Source organism: Pseudomonas sp. GM48 (genome assembly GCF_000282335.1).
In the GTDB taxonomy this organism is placed as follows: Bacteria; Pseudomonadota; Gammaproteobacteria; order Pseudomonadales; family Pseudomonadaceae; genus Aquipseudomonas.
The window spans coordinates 1-19,041 of the sequence record NZ_AKJM01000081.1 but is presented as its reverse complement, the minus strand read 5'-3'; the positions used below and the strand labels follow the sequence as shown (position 1 = coordinate 19,041).

The 19,041-nt window shown below is 60.7% G+C and carries 16 protein-coding genes; 11 read left to right on the top strand and 5 right to left on the bottom strand.

The annotated features are described in order from the left end of the window. Positions 1-136: 136 nt before the first annotated feature. Positions 137-1,930, bottom strand: coding sequence for an ABC transporter transmembrane domain-containing protein (locus PMI28_RS13705; RefSeq protein WP_162130412.1), 1,794 nt, complete (start codon positions 1,928-1,930; stop codon positions 137-139). Positions 1,931-2,181: 251 nt separating this feature from the next. Between PMI28_RS13705 and PMI28_RS13710 the strand changes: the two genes are divergently transcribed. Then, on the top strand, positions 2,182-2,361 hold the full coding sequence (locus tag PMI28_RS13710; protein ID WP_007987263.1) for a PA1571 family protein: 180 nt from the start codon (positions 2,182-2,184) through the stop codon (positions 2,359-2,361). 171 nt (positions 2,362-2,532) lie between these two features. Here the strand turns inward: PMI28_RS13710 and pdxB are convergent, their stop codons facing one another. Beyond that, on the bottom strand, positions 2,533-3,675 hold the full coding sequence (gene pdxB, locus PMI28_RS13715) for a 4-phosphoerythronate dehydrogenase PdxB (protein WP_007987261.1): 1,143 nt from the start codon (positions 3,673-3,675) through the stop codon (positions 2,533-2,535). A gap of 254 nt (positions 3,676-3,929) precedes the next feature. On the opposite strand from pdxB, the gene PMI28_RS13720 reads away from it, so the two are divergent. After that, positions 3,930-5,330, top strand: a complete 1,401-nt coding sequence (locus tag PMI28_RS13720) for an MATE family efflux transporter (protein ID WP_033063356.1) — start codon at positions 3,930-3,932, stop codon at positions 5,328-5,330. Positions 5,331-5,378: 48 nt separating this feature from the next. Here PMI28_RS13720 and tusA read toward each other — a convergent pair whose 3' ends face one another. Together tusA and rlmM are read right to left on the bottom strand one after the other, a co-directional pair. Continuing rightward, entirely contained in the window at positions 5,379-5,630 is a 252-nt protein-coding gene (gene tusA / locus PMI28_RS13725; RefSeq protein ID WP_007987255.1) for a sulfurtransferase TusA, read from the bottom strand. Between the two features lie 193 nt (positions 5,631-5,823). After that, positions 5,824-6,897, bottom strand: a complete 1,074-nt coding sequence (gene rlmM / locus PMI28_RS13730; protein ID WP_007987253.1) for a 23S rRNA (cytidine(2498)-2'-O)-methyltransferase RlmM — start codon at positions 6,895-6,897, stop codon at positions 5,824-5,826. A 298-nt stretch (positions 6,898-7,195) separates the two neighbouring features. On the opposite strand from rlmM, the gene acnA reads away from it, so the two are divergent. From acnA to PMI28_RS13745, 3 genes are all read left to right on the top strand, one after another. Further along, on the top strand, positions 7,196-9,937 hold the full coding sequence (gene acnA, locus PMI28_RS13735; RefSeq protein ID WP_007987251.1) for an aconitate hydratase AcnA: 2,742 nt from the start codon (positions 7,196-7,198) through the stop codon (positions 9,935-9,937). Positions 9,938-10,332: 395 nt separating this feature from the next. Next, positions 10,333-11,124 carry a CPBP family intramembrane glutamic endopeptidase gene (locus tag PMI28_RS13740; protein ID WP_007987248.1) on the top strand — a complete coding sequence of 264 codons (792 nt, stop codon included), beginning with the start codon at positions 10,333-10,335 and terminating at the stop codon, positions 11,122-11,124. 105 nt (positions 11,125-11,229) lie between these two features. Next, a complete protein-coding gene (locus PMI28_RS13745) occupies positions 11,230-12,795 on the top strand; it encodes a methyl-accepting chemotaxis protein (protein WP_007987246.1) in 1,566 nt (521 codons plus the stop codon). 138 nt (positions 12,796-12,933) lie between these two features. Here PMI28_RS13745 and PMI28_RS13750 read toward each other — a convergent pair whose 3' ends face one another. Next, positions 12,934-13,611: an alpha/beta family hydrolase gene (locus PMI28_RS13750; RefSeq protein WP_007987245.1), complete on the bottom strand. Its 678-nt coding sequence runs from the start codon at positions 13,609-13,611 to the stop codon at positions 12,934-12,936. Positions 13,612-13,706: 95 nt separating this feature from the next. Between PMI28_RS13750 and ccoN (PMI28_RS13755) the strand changes: the two genes are divergently transcribed. From ccoN (PMI28_RS13755) to PMI28_RS13780, 6 genes are all read left to right on the top strand, one after another. After that, entirely contained in the window at positions 13,707-15,131 is a 1,425-nt protein-coding gene (gene ccoN / locus PMI28_RS13755) for a cytochrome-c oxidase, cbb3-type subunit I (protein ID WP_007987244.1), read from the top strand. Between the two features lie 10 nt (positions 15,132-15,141). After that, positions 15,142-15,750, top strand: coding sequence for a cytochrome-c oxidase, cbb3-type subunit II (gene ccoO / locus PMI28_RS13760; RefSeq protein ID WP_007987243.1), 609 nt, complete (start codon positions 15,142-15,144; stop codon positions 15,748-15,750). Positions 15,751-15,753: 3 nt separating this feature from the next. After that, positions 15,754-15,951: a cbb3-type cytochrome oxidase subunit 3 gene (locus PMI28_RS13765; RefSeq protein ID WP_007987242.1), complete on the top strand. Its 198-nt coding sequence runs from the start codon at positions 15,754-15,756 to the stop codon at positions 15,949-15,951. Continuing rightward, positions 15,948-16,901 carry a cytochrome-c oxidase, cbb3-type subunit III gene (gene ccoP / locus PMI28_RS13770; RefSeq protein WP_007987241.1) on the top strand — a complete coding sequence of 318 codons (954 nt, stop codon included), beginning with the start codon at positions 15,948-15,950 and terminating at the stop codon, positions 16,899-16,901. Before PMI28_RS13765 ends, ccoP begins: the two co-directional genes overlap by 4 nt. Before the next feature lie 482 nt (positions 16,902-17,383). After that, entirely contained in the window at positions 17,384-18,826 is a 1,443-nt protein-coding gene (gene ccoN / locus PMI28_RS13775) for a cytochrome-c oxidase, cbb3-type subunit I (RefSeq protein WP_007987240.1), read from the top strand. Next, positions 18,826-19,041, top strand: a 216-nt coding sequence (locus PMI28_RS13780; protein WP_007987239.1) for a cbb3-type cytochrome c oxidase subunit II, incomplete at its 3' end; no start/stop codon positions are given. The genes ccoN (PMI28_RS13775) and PMI28_RS13780, both read left to right, overlap by 1 nt.

Sequence of the window (19,041 nt, the reverse complement as noted above, 5' to 3'; positions counted from 1 at the left end):
TATGCAGCCGAACGCCGCCTCGTGGGCTCGGCAGCTGCTACAAAGGGTGGCGCGGCTGAAATTGCTTAACTGACTGGCATTAGGCGCAGCGGCAAGCTTTAAGCTACGAGCCGCAAGCTGTTCTATTGCGCTTTTCTTAGCTGGTTATTTGGTAGGAAACGGCATTCTGCCCATCACTGAACTGCAACGCCGCCAAACGCGCATACAACGCATTGCTGGCGATAAGTTCCTGATGCGTGCCCACCGCCACCAGTTTCCCCTGATCCATCACGGCGATTCGGTCGGCGTTTTTCACGGTAGCCAGGCGATGGGCGATCACCAGGGTGGTGCGGTTTTTCATCAGGCTCGGCAGCGCCTGCTGGATCAGGTGTTCGCTCTGGGCGTCGAGGGCGCTGGTGGCCTCGTCGAGGAGCAGGATCGGCGCGTCCACCAGCAACGCGCGGGCGATGGCCAGGCGTTGGCGCTGGCCGCCCGATAAGCCAAGGCCAGCGTCCCCCAGATGAGTCTGGTAACCGTTGGGCATGGCTTCGATAAAGTCATGGGCGTAAGCGATTTTTGCCGCTTCCTGTACCTCGGCCAACGTCGCCTTCGGGTTGCCGTAGCGAATGTTTTCTTCAATGCTGCCGAAAAACAGCGCCGGGGCTTGCGACACCAGGGCAAAGCAGCGGCGCAGGTCCAGCGGATCGAGTTGAGTCAACGGCACGCCATCGAGCAGGATGCGCCCCTCGGCCGGGTCGTAAAAACGCAGCAGCAGGTCATACACCGTGGATTTGCCGGCCCCTGATGGCCCGACCAACGCCAACGTTTCACCGGCATTGACGGTCAGATTCAAGCCGTCGACGGCATAACTTTCCGGCCGCGACGGGTAGGAAAAACGCACATTTTGCAGTTGCAGGCGGCCGTCGACCCGTTCCGGCAAAGTCACCGCGCCTGCGACCGGCGGCAGGATGATGTTTTCCGAACGCAACAACTCGGCAATCCGTTCGGCCGCGCCGGCTGCCCGCTGCAACTCGCCAATCACTTCGCTCAACGTGCCGAATGCACTGCCGACGATCAGGCTATAAAACACGAACGCCGCCAGCTCGCCCGTGGAAATTCGCCCGGCCATGACGTCCATGCCGCCGACCCAGAGCATCACCCCGACCGCGCCCAATACCAACACGATCACCAGGGTAATCAGCCACGCCCGCTGGAAGATGCGTTTGCGTGCCGTATTGAATGCCTCTTCCACGGTCACGGCAAACCGACGCTCATCCTGGATCTGATGGTTGTAGGCCTGCACGGTCTTGATCTGCCCCAGGGTTTCGGACACATAGCTGCCGATGTCGGCAATCCGGTCCTGACTCAGGCGCGAGAGGCTACGCACCCGGCGACCGAAGATCAGGATCGGCGCGATCACCAGGGGCAACGCAACCACCACGATGCTGGTGAGCTTTGGGTTGGTGATGAACAACAGGACGATCCCGCCGATCACCATCAACAAATTGCGCAAAAACAACGACAGCGAAGATCCGATGACCGATTGCAGCAGCGTGGTATCGGCGGTCAGGCGGGACTGGATTTCGGAACTGCGATTGTCTTCGTAAAACCCCGGGTGCAGGTAAATCAGATGATTGAACACCTGACGCCGAATATCGGCGACGCAACGCTCGCCGATCCACGACACCAGGTAAAACCGCACAAACGTACCGACTGCCAGCCCCATGACCAGCATCATGAACAGAGCGATGGACTGATTGAGCAGATGCGGTGACTGGGTCATGAACCCCTGGTCCACCAGCAGGCGGATGCCCTGCCCCATGGACAAGGTGATGCCTGCGGTGGCGATCAACGCCAGCAAAGCGCCAAAGGCCTGCCAGCGATACGGCGCGATGAAACGACTGGCCAGGCGAGCAGCACGGCGGTGACGGGCAGAAAGCATCGCAATCATCCAGAACAAAGCAGTCAGTAGGGTCAGCCTACACCGTTCAATGGGGTAACCCGGCGTAAATCACAATGAGTCAGGTTAATTATGTCCACCAAGACAGGAGGCTAGACGCTATTGATCTAAAGTTCGGGTAGCCACGCGCTGGCATTTCTGCTGGACTGGTTCTGTCCCCCCGGAAAGATCGCAGGACGTTGTCATAGCCCGGTCACCTGGAGGTTCTACAGTAAGCACACAACCTGATGAGGAGACAGGCCATGTCCTTGCAACACAGCAGCGATGACAAGATTCAAGTGATCCGCACGCAACCAGACCAGTCTCTGGGTTGCTCGATTATTGACGAGCAGGGCCGCGAAGTACCGATCACTGAAAAAATGATCCAGAAAGCTTGCAGCGAACTGGAAAAGCGATTGGTCAAACCTGCCGAACAAAAGTGATGTAGCCACTGTCTTCTTGACCCGGCCCATTGTTGGCCGGGTTTTTTATGGGTGCCTGTCCGGACATTGTGGGGCGCCCTTCGCGAGCAAGCCCGCTCCCACAGGGGATTTGTGGTGCATGAAGATCCAGTGTGGGAGCGGGCTTGCTCGCGAACGGGCCGCCGCGGTCTATCAGATTGCCGTTGCGCCCAACGCCGCCACAATCCTCTGCAGCTCAGGCGAGTCTCCTTCGATCCGCACCTGCAACCCGTCAACTTCGCGGCGCAACGGGTACTGCTTGCGCAGCACATCGAATGCCGCACGCTGCTCGCTGACACTGCCAACTAGGCTGCGACGGAAATCCGCATCGTCACGACGCGGGTCATACACGCCACGGCACAGCATGGCCAACGCCCAGGCCGGGTCGCTTTGGGCATTCAGGGTCACGTGCGACAGCCATGGTGCCGGCAGCAAATCGCTCAAGCTGATGCGGGCCGGTTGCCCGAGGAAATCGCAATACGCCTGATAAATCTGCGCCGTCCCCCGCTGCTTGCCATCGAGGCTGTAACCGGCAATGTGCGGCGTTGCCAGCACGCACAGTTCGGCCAGCGCCACATCGACTTCAGGCTCGCCTTCCCAGACATCAAGCACCGCTTGCAGGTCTTCGCGCTCCAGCAACACATCGCGCAGTGCCGCGTTGTTGACCACCGGCCCGCGACTGGCATTGATCAGCCAGGTGCCGGGTTTGAGCTGGTTCAAACGTTTTTCATCGAACAAATGCCAGGTCGATTGCCGACCCTGCTTGGTTAACGGCGTGTGCAGGCTGATGACGTCGCACTCCTCGACGATCTGCTCAAGACTGACGTAGTCACCCCCTTCAGCGGCCTGCCGTGGCGGATCGCACACCAGCACCTTCCAGCCCAGGCCTTGCAGAACCTTGACCAGCCGCCCGCCCACTTCGCCGGCACCGACCACGCCATAGGTACGCCGGGTCAGGTCGGCGCCTTCGATTTCGGCCAGGGTCAGCAAACTGCCGAGCACATAGTCGACCACGCCGCGGGCGTTGCAGCCCGGTGCACTGGACCAGGTGATACCGGCCTGCTGAAAGTACTCCAGGTCCAGATGATCGGTGCCGATGGTGCACGTACCGACAAAGCGTACCTTGCTGCCTTCGAGCAGCGCGCGATTGACGTTGGTCACCGAACGCACCAACAGCACATCGGCCTGCTCGACCGTGGCTCGATCGATGGAACGACCCGGTACCCGGTGGACTTCACCGAAACCTTCGAAGAAGGCATCGAGCAGGGGGATATTTTCGTCGGCAACAATCAGCATGGCAGGCTCCTTTAGCGGACCGGCAGTTTAGGCGCAGAATTCATCTCTGTGTAGGAGCGAGCATGCTCGCGATGGGCGTTAACGATAACGAGGGCTGCCTGAATGAACGCGGCGCCCTCACATCCATCGCGAGCGAGCTCGCTCCTACAGGGAGAGCGGTGCGATTACAAATACCCAACACAGTCTTTTCCTGACCGATGCGTCAAAGAGTAGAATGCGCGGCCCTGCGCATCAAACCTCTGGACGCTTTGCTTGTGAATTCCGTGACTGACACTACCGCCGCTGCGCGGACGACACCCGTACGCCTGGAGCTCAAAGGCCTGCTCAGCCTGGCCCTACCGATCATGATCGCGCAACTGGCCACCACGGCCATGGGCTTTGTCGATGCGGTGATGGCCGGCCGGGTCAGCCCTCGGGACCTGGCTTCGGTGGCCCTGGGCAATTCGATCTGGATTCCGGTCTACCTGTTGATGTCTGGCGTTCTGCTGGCAACCACGCCCAAGGTCGCACAACGCTTTGGCGCCGGGCAGCTTGACGAGATCGGTCCGCTGGTACGCCAGGCACTGTGGCTCGCGCTGTGTGTCGGCTTGATCGGCAGTGGCCTGCTGCTCGGCGCCGAGCCGATCCTGCACTGGATGAAAGTCGATCCGCAATTGATCAAGCCGAGCATGGGCTACCTGCACGGTATCGCTTTCGGCTTTCCCGGCATGGCGTTCTATTACGTCCTGCGCTGCTACAGCGATGGCATGGGGCGTACCCGTCCGAGCATGGTCATTGGCTTGTGCGGTCTACTGCTGAACATCCCGCTGAACTATGCGTTGATCTATGGCCATTTCGGCGCACCGGCCCTGGGCGGCGTCGGTTGCGGCTGGGCCAGCGGCATTGTGATGTGGTTCATGGCGTTGAGCATGGCCGGCTGGACGTTCTGGGCCCCGTTCTATGCCCGCACCCGGGTGCTGGTGCGTTTCGACCGTCCGAAGTGGGCCGTGATCAAGCGCCTGGTCGGGATTGGCCTGCCGATCGGTATCGCGGTCTTCGCCGAGTCCAGCATCTTCGCGGTCATCGCCCTGTTGATCGGCAGTCTCGGCTCGACCGTAGTGGCCGGCCATCAAATCGCCCTGAACATCAGCTCGTTGCTGTTCATGATTCCCTACTCGCTGGGCATGGCGGTGACCGTGCGGGTCGGTCAGGCACTGGGGGCCGGCAATCCTTGGCAGGCGCGCTTCGCGGCGAAGGTCGGGCTCGGTGCAGCGTTGGTGTTTGCGGCGTTCTCGGCCAGCCTGATCCTGTGTCTGCGCGGACCGATCGCCTCGATCTACACGCCTGACCAGAGCGTGATTCAGATTGCGTCGATGCTGATTGTCTATGCCGCGCTGTATCAGTTTTCCGACGCCATCCAGGTGATTTGCGCGGGCGCGTTGCGCGGATACCAGGACACCCGGGTGACGATGATCCTGACCTTGTTCGCCTATTGGGGCATCGGCCTGCCGGTCGGCTACGTGCTGGGACTGACCGATTGGTTCGGCCCGGCCAGCGGCCCGAGCGGGCTGTGGGAAGGGCTGATTGCCGGTTTGAGCTGTGCAGCGCTGATGCTGTCGATCCGCCTGACGCGCAGTGCGCGCAAACGGATTCGTATCAGCCAATCGATGGGCTAAGCGCACACAAAAAAAGACCTGCACTGGCAGGTCTTTTTTTTGAGTCCGTCAACCGGACTTCTTGCGGATCCAGTAGAGGTAGGTGCCCGCCTCTTCGTGCTGCGCCACCAGTTCGTGATCGAGAAACACACAGAACTTGGGAATGTCGCGACGGGTCGACGGGTCGGTGGCGATCACTTTGAGCAGGCCGCCGGGCACCAGGTCACGAATGTGCTGGTGCAGCATCATCACCGGCTCGGGGCAGTTGAGGCCAGTGGCGTCGAGGGTGCCGTCTACCGGCGTATCAAGCATTTCACTCATGATTCACTCCTGAAACTGGCCGGCATTGTCGCGCATTGCCGGGTTTGTGGCGAGGGAGCTTGCTCCCGCTCGGCGGCGAAGCCGCCGCAAAACCTGTGTGTGCGGTGTGCCAGACATATCCATTGGCTGAATTCAGGGCTGCTTCGCAGCCCGGCGGGAGCAAGCTCCCTCGCCACAAAAGCCCTTGTCAAAATTAGCGGGACTTGGGTTTCTTCACGTCCAGCCGGCGCAAATGGCAAGTCACTTCCTCGCGGTCGTGGTACAGCTGCTTGCAACCGATCTCGACCTTGATGCCCCGCGCCTTGAAGCCGTCGGCAATGCGCTCGAGCAAACGCTTCACTTCGGCATAGCGCTGTTTCATCGGCAGCTTGAGGTTGACCACCGCCTCGCGGCAATGCCCGTCGCCGATCCACTCTTCCAGCATCGCGGCGTTGCGCGCCGGTTTCTCGACGATGTCGCAAACCATCCAGTCCACCGGCTGCTTGGGCTTGAAGGTGAAACCGTCGGCCATCAAGTGTTGCACCAGCCCCGTGTCCATCAGGCTTTCGGCCATCGGACCGTTGTCGATAGCCGTCACCAGCATGCCGCGGTTGACCAGTTGCCAGGTCCAGCCACCGGGGGCGGCCCCCAGATCAACGCCGGTCATGTCGCCGTGCAGGCGCTCGTCCCACTGGTCGCGCGGGATGAAGTGGTGCCAGGCCTCCTCCAGCTTGAGGGTCGAGCGGCTCGGCGCTTCGCGTGGAAACTTCAAACGCGGAATGCCCATCGGCCACATCGCCGAATTATTGGACTCGGCCAGCCCCATGAATACTTCGCGACCACTTTTGAATGTCAGCAACAAACGCGGCTTATGCGCGTCGTCCACCAGTTTGCCGGCCGCCACCAGCGCCTTACGCAGATGCACCTCGAACTTCTTGCAGAAGTTCGACAGTTCCTTGCCATCGTTGGTGTCGACCATTTCCAGCCACAGGCTGCCGCACAGCGGAAAGTCCGCCATATGATCGAGGATCACGCTGATGCGGTCGGTTTCCGGCAGATCGATGAAAATCCCCCGGGCCCACTGGCGCGGGAAGATCAATTCGGCGAAACGCTGCCCGCGCATCAGGCGCTCGGCACCGTCTTCTTCGGTGCAGACAAATTCAGCGCAAGCAGTTGCCGCTTTGGCCTTGGCATAACCAGCCACGTTCAACCGCGCGGCAAGGTCGGAAATCTCGGAACAGACTTCGCCTTCGAAGCCCGGCCGGCAATGCATAAAGAGGGTGTTCATTCTTACTCCTGGACCCTGTAGGAGCGAGCTTGCTCGCGATGGACTCAAGGGCGGCGCATTTATTCAGGAAACACGCGTTATCGTTAACGTCCATCGCGAGCAGGCTCGCTCCCACAAAGAGAGACCGCTTGCCCTGAAGCAAAGCCTGTCACGAAAACCCGCGCATGATAGCCGACTTCGTAACCTCGGACTTAGCGATAGAGTCCAGTTATTAGCCAGCTACTTAAAACAGGGCTAGGTTTAAGGCTCTGTCCGTCCCCTCAGTCCGTAGCCGTGCGGACTTAAAGGAGTGATCGTAATGCCGTCTCTCGATAGCCTGAAGACTTTGAAAACCCTGCAAGTCGGCAACAAGACCTACCATTATTTCAGCCTGCCGGATGCCGCCAGGAGCCTGGGCGAGCTGGACAAGTTGCCGATGTCGCTGAAGGTATTGCTGGAAAACCTGCTGCGCTGGGAAGACGAAAAAACCGTCACCGGTGCCGACCTCAAGGCACTGGCCGCGTGGCTCAAGGAGCGTCGCTCCGACCGCGAAATCCAGTACCGCCCGGCGCGGGTGCTGATGCAGGATTTCACTGGCGTACCGGCGGTGGTCGACCTGGCCGCCATGCGTGCGGCGATGGCCAAGGCCGGCGGCGATCCACAGCGGATCAATCCGCTGTCGCCGGTGGACCTGGTGATCGACCACTCGGTGATGGTCGACAAGTTCGCCAGCAGCAGCGCCTTCGAGCAAAACGTCGATATTGAAATGCAGCGCAATGGCGAGCGTTATGCGTTCCTGCGCTGGGGCCAGAGTGCCTTCGACAACTTCAGTGTGGTGCCGCCGGGCACCGGGATTTGCCACCAGGTGAATCTGGAGTACCTCGGCCGCACGGTCTGGACCAAGGATGAGGACGGCCGCACCTACGCCTTCCCCGACACCCTGGTCGGCACCGATTCCCACACCACCATGATCAACGGCCTCGGCGTGCTCGGCTGGGGCGTCGGCGGTATCGAGGCGGAAGCGGCGATGCTCGGGCAACCGGTGTCGATGCTGATTCCAGAGGTCATCGGTTTCAAACTCACCGGCAAGCTCAAGGAAGGCATCACCGCCACCGACCTGGTGCTGACTGTCACCCAGATGCTGCGCAAGAAAGGCGTAGTGGGCAAATTCGTCGAGTTCTACGGCGATGGCCTCGCCGACCTGCCGCTGGCCGACCGCGCGACCATCGCCAACATGGCCCCGGAATACGGCGCCACCTGCGGTTTCTTCCCGGTGGACGACGTCACGCTGGAGTACCTGCGCCTGTCCGGGCGCCCCGTCGAAACGGTGCAGTTGGTGGAGGCCTACAGCAAGGCCCAGGGCCTGTGGCGCCTGCCCGGCCAGGAACCGCTGTTCACCGACAGCCTGGCGCTGGACATGGGCAGCGTCGAAGCCAGCCTCGCCGGGCCGAAACGCCCACAAGACCGGGTTTCGCTGCCGAATGTCGCCCAAGCCTTCAGTGACTTCCTCGACCACCAATTCAAACCCACCAGCAAGGAAGAAGGTCGCCTGGAAAGTGAAGGCGGTGGCGGCGTTGCCGTCGGCAACGCTGATCTGGCCGGCGAGGCGGACTACCACCACGAAGGCCAGACCTATCGCCTGAAAAACGGCGCGGTGGTGATTGCCGCGATCACCTCCTGCACCAACACCTCCAACCCGAGCGTAATGATGGCGGCCGGGCTGGTGGCGAAGAAAGCCGTGGAAAAAGGCCTGAAACGCAAACCCTGGGTGAAGAGCTCGCTGGCGCCCGGCTCGAAAGTGGTTACCGACTATTACAAGGCGGCCGGCCTGACCCGATACCTGGATGAGTTGGGGTTTGCCCTGGTCGGCTATGGCTGCACCACCTGCATCGGCAACTCCGGACCGCTGTCGGAGCCCATCGAGAAAGCCATCCAGCAAGCCGACCTCACTGTGGCTTCCGTGCTCTCAGGCAACCGCAACTTCGAAGGCCGGGTGCATCCATTGGTGAAAACCAACTGGCTGGCCTCCCCGCCACTGGTGGTCGCCTATGCGCTGGCGGGCACGGTACGCACCGACCTCAGTCGTGAGCCGTTGGGCAATGACAAGAACGGCAAACCGGTTTATCTGCGGGACATCTGGCCAAGCAGCAAAGAAATTGCCGACGCCGTGAATCAGGTCAACACCGCAATGTTCCACAAGGAATACGCCGAAGTGTTTGCCGGTGACGCGCAATGGCAGGCGATTGAAGTGCCGCAGGCGGCGACCTATGTCTGGCAGGACGACTCGACTTACATCCAGCATCCACCGTTCTTCGATGACATCGGCGGCCCGCCGCCCGTGGTCAAGGATGTCAGTGGCGCCAACATCCTCGCGCTGCTCGGCGACTCGGTAACCACCGACCACATCTCCCCGGCCGGCAACATCAAGGCGGACAGCCCGGCCGGGCAATACCTGCGCGACAAAGGCGTGGAACCGCGGGACTTCAACTCCTACGGCTCGCGGCGTGGCAACCACGAAGTAATGATGCGCGGCACCTTCGCCAACATCCGCATACGCAACGAAATGCTCGGCGGCGAAGAAGGCGGCAATACCCGCTACATTCCCACCGGGGAGAAAATGCCGATCTACGACGCCGCCATGCGTTATCAGGCATCGGGCACCCCGCTGGTGGTGATCGCCGGCCAGGAATACGGCACCGGATCGAGCCGCGACTGGGCAGCCAAAGGCACCAATCTGCTGGGGGTGAAAGCGGTCGTCGCCGAAAGCTTCGAACGGATTCACCGCTCCAACCTGGTGGGCATGGGCGTGTTGCCGTTGCAGTTCAAGCTGGATCAGAACCGCAAGAGCCTGAAACTCAACGGCAGTGAAACCCTGGACATCCTCGGCTTGACCGGCGTCGAGCTGACGCCGCGGATGAACCTAACGCTGGTCATCACTCGCGAAGACGGCAGCAGTGAAAAAATCGAGGTGTTGTGCCGCATCGATACGCTCAATGAGGTGGAATACTTCAAGTCCGGAGGGATTCTGCACTACGTGTTGCGGCAGTTGATTGCGTCGTGACCGACCGCTGACAAAGACACCGCTTTCGGGCTAACGCCGATCAGTTAAGCCACAACGCAATCTGTAGCAGCTGGCGTAGCCTGCGTCCGGCTGCGCAGCAGTCGTAAAATCAGAGCTCGCGGTACGTCAGACAGACCGCACAAGCCGGATTTACGACTGCTGCGCAGCCGGACGCAGCCTGCGGCAGCTGCTACAAGGAAGGCGTAGCGTCCGGGTTCGCCTGACTGATCAGAAGGTGTTTTTGTTTAGGTGACAAAAATCCAGGCGGGAGCGAGCTTGCTCGCGATATGGACATAACATTCAACATTGTTGCCGACAGTCAGTAAGCTATCGCGAGCAAGCCCGCTCCCACAGAGGTTGACGGTGCACCGCAAATACTGACACAAGGACTTCAAATGATTGCCCTGCCATGGACGTTTCTGGCCCTGCTTTCCCTAGGCTACGGTCTGGCGCTGACCTACGGCCATCTCGGTTGGCTTTCTGCAATCCCGCTGTTCTTGTTACTGGTCGCTGGCGCCGCAGCCCGCCAACGCGTGATCCCTTTTGCCCGCCTCCTCGGCCACGGTCTGTTCATCGTCCTGGCACTGACACTGGCGACGCATTGGCTACCCGGTTTCTACAACGGTCGAGGCATCGATCCCCAGCGTTTTACCGATAATGCCGTGCCGTTTGCCATGTACCTGAATCTGGACAAACCGCTGATCGGCTTCTGGCTGTTACTGGTTTGTCCGTGGATTGTCGGCCGCCGTTCGCTTCGGCTATCCCTGTATGCCACCGCACTGGCACTGACCTTGAGCGCCGTGCTGGCGTTGGGTGGCGGGCTGCTGCTCGGCATAATCGCCTGGGCGCCGAAGTGGCCAGATCAAGCCTGGCTGTGGTTGCTCAACAATCTGCTGCTGGTGACGCTGGTCGAAGAGGCGCTGTTTCGTGGCTATATCCAGGGCGGCCTGAGCCGGTGCCTGAAAAACCGGCCCTACGGTGAAAACCTCGCCCTGCTGCTGGCGTCATTGATGTTCGGCCTGGCCCACACCGGCGCGGGATGGCAATGGGTTTTGCTGGCGACCCTGGCCGGGGTCGGCTACGGCCTGGCCTACCGGTTCGGCGGTCTGGGCGCCGCCATTGCCAGCCACTTTGGCTTGAACCTGCTGCACTTCGGCCTGTTCACCTATCCGATGCTCGTCGGCTGACGCAAGGGTCATTTTGCGACGCATTGCTGATTATCAAAAAATAGTCTCAACAATCCGCCGGCCTTGCCGATACAGCACTTGAAAGCCTTGCGGATTAAAAAAGCCATGCGTAACAACCAGCCAATTACACAACGCGAGCGGACCTTCCCGGCTCAGCAACGGTTGATTTCCACCACCGATGCCAAGGGCATGATCACCTACTGCAACGACGCTTTCGTCGAAATCAGCGGGTTTTCCCGAGAGGAGCTGATCCGTGCGCCGCACAACCTGGTCCGTCACCCCGACGTCCCGGCCGCGGTGTTCGCGCACATGTGGGGCACACTGAAACAAGGCTTGCCATGGATGGGCATTGTCAAGAATCGCTGCAAGACCGGTGATCATTACTGGGTGAATGCCTATGTGACACCGATCTTCGAAGGCAATCAGGTGATCGGTTACGAGTCGGTGCGGGTCAAGCCCACCGCCGAACAGATCCGCCGCGCCGAAGCGCTCTACCAACGCATCAACCAGGGCAAGTCGGCCGTTCCCTCCTCGGATAAATGGTTGCCGATCCTGCAGGACTGGCTGCCGTTCATTCTGGTCAGCCAATTGAGCTTCATGATCGGCGCATCGCTGAACTCCCATTGGGGTTTTGCCCTGGCGGCCGGTCTCTCGGTGCCGCTGGGCCTGATGGGCCTTCAGTGGCAACAGCGTGGTCTCAAGCGTTTGCTGCGCCTGGCCGAGCAGACCACCTCCGACCCGTTGATCGCACAGATGTACACCGACAGTCGCGGCGCCCAGGCGCGCCTGGAAATGTCCATCCTGAGCCAGGAGGCACGCCTGAAAACCTGCCTGACGCGCCTGCAGGACACGGCCGAACACCTGACCGATCAGGCCAGGCAATCCGATGCCCTGGCGCACAACAGCTCCAGCGGCCTGGAACGTCAACGCGTCGAGACCGAGCAAGTGGCCACCGCGGTCAACCAGATGGCCGCTACCACCCAGGAAGTCGCCAGCCACGTACAACGCACTGCCGATGCCACCCAGGAAGCCAATCGCCTGACCGGTCGCGGTCGCGACATCGCCGGGGAAACCCGCGAAGCCATCCAGCGCCTGTCGGTGGTGGTCGGTGAAACCGGCGTGACCGTGACCCAACTGGCCAAGGACAGCAACGAAATCGGTGGTGTGGTCGACGTGATCAAAGGCATCGCCGACCAGACCAACCTGCTGGCGCTGAACGCCGCCATCGAAGCGGCCCGTGCCGGTGAGATGGGTCGTGGTTTTGCGGTGGTGGCCGACGAAGTCCGTCAGCTGGCGCAACGCACCAGCGAGTCCACCGGGCAGATTCATGCGCTGATCGCCAAGCTCCAGCAAACCGCCGGTACTGCCGTGCAGACCATGGAAGCCGGACATCGCCAGGCTGAAGAAGGCGTGGCGCGGGTACTGGAAGCGGACCAGGCACTGGTGGGGATCAGCGAGGCGGTGGCCAACATCACCGACATGACCACCCAGATCGCTGCCGCGACCGAAGAGCAAAGTGCCGTGGCCGAAGAAATCAGCCGCAACATCAGCAATATTTCGTCCCTGGCTGACCAGACTTCGGAACAGGCACAGAATTCGGCGTTGCTGAGTGAAGAGCTGACCAAGACTGCGAATACCCAGTATTCGTTGGTGGAGCGGTTTAACCGCTGATTGTTTTTATTGGCAAACTGAAATGTATGTCGCCTGGGCCTGCCTCTTCGCGAGCAAGCCCGCTCCCACAGTGATCTTTGGTAAAACCCTGTGGGAGCGGGCTTGCTCGCGAAGAGGCCAGTTGCAACACCACATCTTTCAATGAAGGAATGAAGCTACCTTCTGCGCCGCAGCCACCAAATGCTGCTCATGGGTAAATCCGGAAGCCTTCAACGGCTTCAGATCATGATCCCCCGCCACCAGCCAGAACACCTCGATACCCGGCGATAGCGCATAACCCTCGACCGCCTCCCGGCTGCCCAACGCATCGCGCTCGCCCTGCACAATCAAAGTCCGAGTCTTCAGCCCGGCCAAATGTTCGACCCGTGGCTTCTCCGGTTTGCCCACCGCATAAAACGGATAGCCCAGGCACACCAGCGCATCCACACCCAACTCATCGGCCAGCAAACTGGCCATCCGCCCGCCCATTGACTTGCCACCGATGGCCAGCGGCCCGGCGACATGGCGTCGCACTTCGGCATACACCTCGCGCCAGCATTCCAGCAGTTTCGGGGCCGGATTTGGCGGGCGTTTGCCGCCGTCGGTGCGCCGTTGCGCCATGTAGGGGAACTCGAAACGCAAGACGTTGACACCAAGCCCGGCAAGGCGTGCAGCCATGTCGCTCATCCAGTCGCTGTCCATCGGCGCGCCGGCGCCATGGGCGAGGATCAGCGTCGCTGAAGCCGGGGCTGGCGCTGCGCTCCAGAGCCATCCGCGATCCCGCACACACTGCGCCCATTGATCCCCGTCAATACCGGCCTTGTGCCCTTTGTCCATGCTTGCCTCGCTTTTAGTCTGCCTATAACTCCGGCCGAAGGGTGCGCTGCCTTGCGCGAGTGCGCTCACTTCGACTGAACCGTGGATGGGGAACCATGAACACTTCTATCAGTACCGCCTACAACTACAAGGTGGTCCGCCAATTCGCCATTATGACGGTGGTGTGGGGCATCGTCGGCATGGGGCTCGGGGTTTTTCTCGCGGCCCAGTTGGTCTGGCCCGAACTCAACTTCAATTTGCCCTGGACCAGCTTCGGCCGCTTGCGCCCGCTGCATACCAACGCAGTGATCTTCGCCTTCGGCGGCTGCGCCTTGTTCGCCAGTTCGTTCTATTCGGTGCAACGCACCTGCCAAGCCCAATTGTTTGCGCCGAAAATCGCCGCGTTCTGCTTCTGGGGCTGGCAACTGGTGATTCTGCTCGCGGCCATCAGCCTGCCGCTGGGCTACACCAGTTCCAAGGAATACGCCGAACTGGAATGGCCGATCGACATCCTGATCACCATCGTCTGGGTCGCCTACGCCATCGTATTCTTCGGCACGATCATGCAGCGCAAGACCAAACACATCTATGTCGGTAACTGGTTCTTCGGTGCGTTCATCATCACCGTGGCGATCCTGCACATCGTCAACAACATGGAACTGCCGGTCAGCTTCACCAAGTCTTACTCGCTGTACGCCGGTGCCACTGACGCGATGGTGCAATGGTGGTACGGACACAACGCCGTGGGCTTTTTCCTCACCGCGGGTTTTCTCGGGATGATGTACTACTTCGTGCCGAAACAGGCCGAGCGCCCGGTGTATTCCTATCGTTTGTCGATTGTGCACTTCTGGGCGCTGATCACCCTGTACATCTGGGCCGGTCCGCACCATTTGCACTACACCGCGCTGCCGGACTGGGCGCAGTCGCTGGGCATGGTGATGTCGCTGATCCTGCTGGCACCGAGCTGGGGCGGGATGATCAACGGCATGATGACCCTGTCGGGCGCCTGGCATAAGTTGCGCAGCGACCCGATCCTGCGTTTCCTCGTGGTGTCCCTGGCGTTCTACGGCATGTCGACCTTCGAAGGGCCGATGATGGCGATCAAGACAGTCAACGCCCTCTCCCACTACACCGACTGGACCATCGGCCACGTACACGCCGGCGCCCTCGGCTGGGTGGCGATGATCTCCATCGGCGCGCTGTACCACATGATCCCGAAAGTCTTCGGACGTTTACAGATGCACAGCATCGGCCTGATCAACGCGCACTTCTGGCTCGCCACCATCGGCACTGTTTTGTACATCGCCTCGATGTGGGTCAACGGTATCGCCCAGGGCCTGATGTGGCGTGCGGTGAACGAGGACGGCACGCTGACTTACTCCTTCGTCGAGACCCTGGTGGCCAGCCACCCTGGCTTCGTCGTACGGCTGGTGGGTGGCGCGATCTTCCTCAGCGGCATGTTCCTGATGGCCTACAACACCTGGCGCACCGTGCGGGCCTCACAGCCTGCCGCCGTCGCCGCTGCCGCGCAGATGGCCTGAGGAGTCCGCCATGAAACACGAAACTATCGAGAAAAACGTCGGCCTGTTGCTGCTGCTGATGATCCTGGCCGTGAGCATTGGCGGCCTGACCCAGATCGTGCCGCTGTTCTTCCAGGACGTGACCAATAAACCGGTGGAAGGCATGAAGCCCTACACCGCGCTGCAACTGGAAGGTCGCGACCTCTACATCCGCGAAGGCTGCGTCGGTTGCCACTCGCAGATGATCCGCCCGTTCCGCGCCGAAACCGAACGCTACGGCCACTACTCGGTGGCCGGCGAAAGCGTCTGGGATCACCCGTTCCTGTGGGGTTCGAAACGCACCGGGCCGGACCTGGCACGGGTCGGCGCGCGTTACTCGGATGACTGGCACCGCGCGCACTTGTACAACCCGCGCAACGTCGTGCCGGAGTCGAAGATGCCCGCCTACCCGTGGCTGGTGGCCAATCAACTCGACAGCAGCCACACCGAAACCAAGCTGCGCGCCATGCGTACCCTCGGCGTGCCGTACACCGACGAGGACATCACCGGCGCTGTTGCTTCACTCAAGGGCAAGAGCGAGATGGATGCGCTGGTCGCCTACCTGCAAGTGCTCGGCACTGCGATCAAGAGCAAGAGGTGAGCCATGGTTGTTGAGATGAGCACTGGAATGATCCGCGGCTTGGGCACCGTCGTTGTCTTCATCGCCTTCGTCGGCCTGACCCTGTGGGTGTTCAACGGCAAGCGCAGCCCGGAGTTCGCCGAAGCGCGCCTGCTGCCGTTCGCCGACGAGCCACAACCCGACATCACCGAAGATTCAGCAACAAGGAGTACCCGGCCATGACCACCTTCTGGAGTACGTGGATCTGCGTACTGACCATCGGCAGCCTGATCGGCCTGACCTGGCTGTTGATCGGCACCCGCAAGGGTGAAACCAAGGGCAGCGTCGACCAGACCATGGGCCACAGCTTCGACGGCATCGAGGAGTACGACAACCCGTTGCCGCAATGGTGGTTCATGCTGTTCGCCGGCACCCTGGTGTTTGCCGTTGGCTACCTGATTCTCTATCCGGGCCTGGGCAACTGGAAAGGCATCCTGCCCGGCTACGAAAATGGCTGGACCGGCGTGCACGAATGGGAAAAGGAAATGGCCAGGGCTGACACTAAGTTCGGACCGATCTTCGCCAAATTCGCGGCAATGCCACTGGAAGAAGTCGCCAAAGATCCGCAAGCGCTGAAAATGGGTGGCCGCCTGTTTGCCTCCAACTGCTCGGTGTGCCACGGCTCGGACGCCAAGGGTGCATTCGGCTTCCCCAACCTGACCGACAGCGACTGGCGCTGGGGCGGCGCGGCCGAAACGATCAAGACCACCATCATGGGTGGCCGGATGGCGATGATGCCGGCCTGGGGTGAAGTTCTGGGCGAAGCCGGTGTGAAGAACGTCGCCGCTTATGTGCGCCATGATCTGGCCGGCCTGCCTTTGCCTGCCGACAGCAAGGCGGACCTGCAAGCCGGACAACAAGCCTTCAGCACCACCTGCGTCGCCTGCCATGGAGCAAACGGCCAGGGCACCGAAGCCATGGGTGCGCCGAACCTGACGCACCCTGCCGGCTTCATCTACGGCACAAGCCTGACGCAGCTTGAACAGACGATTCGGCATGGCCGCCAGGGCCATATGCCGGCGCAAAACGAACTGCTCGGCAACGATAAGGTGCAATTGCTGGCTGCGTATGTGTACAGCCTCTCCCACGGTTTGAATACCGAGCGCCTGCAGGCTGAAGACAACCGCGAATAAATCCCGACCGCTCTGCTGCCGCATTCTCCCGGATGCGGCAGTTCCCTGCCCCTTTGCGACGCATTGTCGCACCCTCTTTGACTCTTCCTTTCGGTTCCCCGGATTCACGTCTAAGCTTCCCCCGATGCGGACTGGCCGGTGCCGGTTCCAGGTCGACCCTGAACGATGTGTTCGACGAATCTGCCCGATGACAGGCCGCAAAGGCTGGTAGATACCGGCTGTCGCGCCAATTGCCTTCGGTCAGCCAAACGTTGCGTTTGAACACACCTCGTTACATCCGACCTGACCCCCTCGCCTGATCAGTCCGCCAGGACGTTTTGCCCACGGGCAATTTTGTCCCTACGCGGCGCATGGAAAGGCCGCAGAATCAGCATTTGAAAGCATTGACCCAGGTCATGGCGCGTTGCAATGACCCCCTGCTTTCTCCATACTTGCGGCCGATTTTTAATCCTAATAAAACACCCAAACCGTGGAACCTTAGAATGAGCACAGCAATCAGTCCGACTGCTTATAACTATAAGGTAGTCCGCCAGTTCGCCATCATGACGGTGGTCTGGGGGATCCTTGGCATGGGGCTCGGTGTCTTCATCGCCTCACAGCTCGTATGGCCGGAATTGAACTTCGGTCTGCCGTGGACGACTTTTGGACGCTTACGCCCGTTGCACACCAACCTGGTGATTTTCGCCTTCGGTGGATGTGCACTGTTTGCCACTTCTTATTACGTCGTGCAGCGAACCTGCCAAACGCGACTGATTTCCGACAGCCTCGCCGCCTTTACCTTCTGGGGATGGCAAGCGGTGATCGTCGGCGCGATCATTACCTTGCCGATGGGTTTCACCACCACCAAGGAATACGCGGAACTGGAATGGCCCCTGGCTATTCTGCTGGCCATTGTCTGGGTCACCTACGGTCTGGTGTTCTTCGGCACCATCGTCAAGCGCAAGACCAAACACATCTATGTGGGTAACTGGTTCTACGGCGCGTTCATCGTCGTGACCGCGATGCTGCACATCGTCAACCACATGTCGCTGCCGGTCAGTCTGTTCAAGTCCTACTCGGCCTACTCGGGTGCGACGGATGCGATGATCCAGTGGTGGTACGGCCACAACGCTGTAGGTTTCTTCCTGACCACCGGCTTCCTGGGGATGATGTACTACTTCGTGCCGAAACAGGCCGAGCGTCCGATCTACTCCTATCGCCTGTCGATCGTGCACTTCTGGGCACTGATCACCCTGTACATCTGGGCCGGCCCGCACCACCTGCACTACACCGCACTGCCGGACTGGGCGCAGTCCCTGGGCATGGCGATGTCGATCATCCTGCTGGCTCCGAGCTGGGGCGGCATGATCAACGGCATGATGACCCTCTCGGGCGCCTGGCATAAGCTGCGCACCGACCCGATCCTGCGCTTCCTGGTCGTTTCCCTGGCGTTCTACGGCATGTCGACCTTCGAAGGTCCGATGATGGCGATCAAGACCGTCAACTCGCTGTCGCACTACACCGACTGGACCATCGGCCACGTACACGCCGGTGCCTTGGGCTGGGTAGCGATGATCTCGATCGGCGCCATCTACCACATGATCCCGAAACTGTTCGGTCGTGCGCAGATGCACAGCACCGGCCTGATCAACACCCACTTCTGGCTCGCGACCATCGGTACCGTGCTCTACATCGCCTCGATGTGGGTCAACGGCATTACCCAGGGCCTGATGTGGCGTGCAATCAACGACGACGGCACCCTCACCTACTCGTTCGTCGAAGCGCTGCAAGCCAGCCACCCGGGCTTCATCGTTCGCGCCCTGGGCGGTGCGTTCTTCGCCACCGGCATGTTGTTCATGGCCTACAACGTATTCCGTACCGTACGCGCCTCGAACCCGGCTGAAGCTGAAGCCGCCGAACAGATCGTTGTAGTTGGAGCTCACTGATGAAGCATGAAGCAGTCGAGAAGAATATTGGCCTGCTGGCCTTCTTCATGGTCATCGCCGTCAGCGTCGGCGGCCTGACCCAGATCGTTCCGCTGTTTTTCCAGGATGTCACCAACAAGCCGGTCGAGGGCATGAAGCCCCGCACCGCCCTTGAGCTGGAAGGCCGGGACATTTATATCGCCAACGGTTGTGTCGGCTGCCACTCGCAGATGATT

Bases quoted from the DNA above. Each gene is read 5' to 3' on its own strand.
- tusA (WP_007987255.1), bottom strand. From the start codon at position 5,630: ATGAGTGAAATGCTTGATACGCCGGTAGACGGCACCCTCGACGCCACT.
- PMI28_RS13765 (WP_007987242.1), top strand. From the start codon at position 15,754: ATGGTTGTTGAGATGAGCACTGGAATGATCCGCGGCTTGGGCACCGTC.
- ccoN (WP_007987244.1), top strand. From the start codon at position 13,707: ATGAACACTTCTATCAGTACCGCCTACAACTACAAGGTGGTCCGCCAA.
- PMI28_RS13705 (WP_162130412.1), bottom strand. From the start codon at position 1,930: ATGATTGCGATGCTTTCTGCCCGTCACCGCCGTGCTGCTCGCCTGGCC.
- PMI28_RS13740 (WP_007987248.1), top strand. From the start codon at position 10,333: ATGATTGCCCTGCCATGGACGTTTCTGGCCCTGCTTTCCCTAGGCTAC.
- pdxB (WP_007987261.1), bottom strand. From the start codon at position 3,675: ATGCTGATTGTTGCCGACGAAAATATCCCCCTGCTCGATGCCTTCTTC.
- acnA (WP_007987251.1), top strand. From the start codon at position 7,196: ATGCCGTCTCTCGATAGCCTGAAGACTTTGAAAACCCTGCAAGTCGGC.
- PMI28_RS13745 (WP_007987246.1), top strand. From the start codon at position 11,230: ATGCGTAACAACCAGCCAATTACACAACGCGAGCGGACCTTCCCGGCT.
- PMI28_RS13710 (WP_007987263.1), top strand. From the start codon at position 2,182: ATGTCCTTGCAACACAGCAGCGATGACAAGATTCAAGTGATCCGCACG.
- ccoN (WP_007987240.1), top strand. From the start codon at position 17,384: ATGAGCACAGCAATCAGTCCGACTGCTTATAACTATAAGGTAGTCCGC.
- ccoP (WP_007987241.1), top strand. From the start codon at position 15,948: ATGACCACCTTCTGGAGTACGTGGATCTGCGTACTGACCATCGGCAGC.
- rlmM (WP_007987253.1), bottom strand. From the start codon at position 6,897: ATGAACACCCTCTTTATGCATTGCCGGCCGGGCTTCGAAGGCGAAGTC.
- ccoO (WP_007987243.1), top strand. From the start codon at position 15,142: ATGAAACACGAAACTATCGAGAAAAACGTCGGCCTGTTGCTGCTGCTG.
- PMI28_RS13750 (WP_007987245.1), bottom strand. From the start codon at position 13,611: ATGGACAAAGGGCACAAGGCCGGTATTGACGGGGATCAATGGGCGCAG.